Origin of the sequence: Bartonella sp. MR110HLJHH, from assembly GCF_042194225.1 — a bacterium.
Lineage (GTDB): Bacteria > Pseudomonadota > Alphaproteobacteria > Rhizobiales > Rhizobiaceae > Bartonella > Bartonella grahamii.
In genome coordinates this window covers 1-1,847 of record NZ_JBHIMQ010000050.1, presented here as the reverse complement: position 1 = coordinate 1,847, position 1,847 = coordinate 1, and the positions used below count along the sequence as shown (strand labels likewise).

The 1,847-nt window shown below is 46.0% G+C and carries 1 protein-coding gene; it reads right to left on the bottom strand.

Annotation, left to right across the window (positions count from 1 at the left end):
- A partial coding sequence (locus ACFIKB_RS09165; RefSeq protein ID WP_375653439.1) for a hemagglutinin repeat-containing protein occupies window positions 1-1,847 on the bottom strand: 1,847 nt, incomplete at both ends.

Genomic DNA, 1,847 nt, shown 5'->3' with positions numbered 1-1,847 from the left:
CCTTGGGCTTTATAATCCCAGTCTTTAAACTCAGCTCGAACTGCTTGCCAATCAACTTGCTTGGATAATTCTGGATCATCACGCAGTTGCTTGATCCATGCCAAGCCTGGAGAGTGTGACAATTGCTCAAGGGATTTGTCTAAATCACCGGTTGCCTCATATTCAACAACAAAGCCATTGCCTGCATCAAGCTTCATGCCACCCTTAGCATCTATGGTGACATGCTCGATGGTCTCCTTAAGGTAACCTTTGTCACCCTCACTCCACCACACAAGGTTTTCATTACGCTGATAAACATCCTTAAAATCTTGATCCTTGTTGGTGAGAAACTTGATCTTCCCATTATCTGATGTCAAATGCGTCTCGCCACCACTTGATAGCCCTGCCGCACCAAGTGTGAGATCCCCATTTTGCGCGTGTATGGAGAGGTCTTTGCTAAACTCCACCGTGCTTTTGTTTGTGGTAACTTCAGTTGATTGTTGACGAAACTTATTCTTTTGTTTCGATTTGTCGCCTTCTTTGCCCCTAAGATCCAAGTCAAAACTGTTAACGTCTTGCACCGAAGTCAGCGTGAAAGCACCACCACTGGTGAGATTCCCATTACCTTCTACTTTTACCTTAACCCCATCCATGATGAGGTCGTCGTTCGTAACAACGTTAAGATCATCCCCACTGTTAACTTCACTCAAACGGTGCTCTCTGCTTTGGGCGTTATAATGCCCTTTTTCCAATGTCTGCTCATGTTCACTTTCTAGCGCCAATGCACTAAACGTGGCAGAACCACCGATAATCATCGTCGTCGAACCGCCGCTGGTGAATTCCCCACCCTCTGCGCCAAGATCACTAAGGGATTGGATGTTTAATTCATGATCAGAGAGAATTTGTCCCTTCTGCCCAGCTCGATCACCAAAACCATATGCATTCGTGTCACGGATTTTAGCGGTGCTATTGACAATCGTATCACCCGTCATGGTAACCGTATCACCATGAATAACACCGGAAGAATTGGCTAAAAGACCGTTACTGGTGAGCTCTACAGCACCTCTGGCATCTAAAAACCCACCATTATTGAACAAAGTTTGCGTAGTCGAAACGTGCAGTGCATCATCACTTACCACAGCACCGCTATTGGTAAGACGGTCCGCATTCAAGGTGACCCCATTCCCTTTCAAACGTGCACTAGCAAGATTTCCTTGCAATCCTTGTGCGTTTTTTATCCCTTGTTCTGAAGAAGAATTTGGTGCCAAATAAACGTGGGGCACTAAGACCTCTTGTCCGTTGACAAGGTGAATTTCAAGCCAGATCATATCCTTTTTGATCCCAGCAATCTGCTGAGGCGTTAAGGGCTTGCCTAGCTCTAACCCCAAAGGACCTTGCTGCTCCACAGCATTGTCATAGAGCCTTTGCATTTGAGCATTGGGATCTTCATCATCAAGAAGAGTGCGATTGCCTGTCAGCTCAAAGATTTGCTCACCCACCAGACGATATTCAAAATAAGCATCGCCCAATCTTTTAAACACGTGCTCAGGCTTATAATTGCCAATCTTTTTTAAGTAATAGTCCGATCCTAAAAATTTACTTGGGTTGATAAAGTCCTGTCGCGTCTCGATTAAAAATGGCACATCCGGTGATTGGCTGCCAGCCAACTCTGTCTTGACAGAGCTGAGCCCGTCTTGCGTTGGCACCTGTATGGATTCTGGTGCGGGTGTTTGGATGCTCGGTGCAAAAAGCCCTTTGTGCCCTTTCAAACCATTGATAATACCGTCCAATCGATCATTGCTAATCAGTGGTTTGGAACCGTCAAAATCGGGTGTTTGTCCCCCAGCCAAACCTTGATCGCCAGAGCT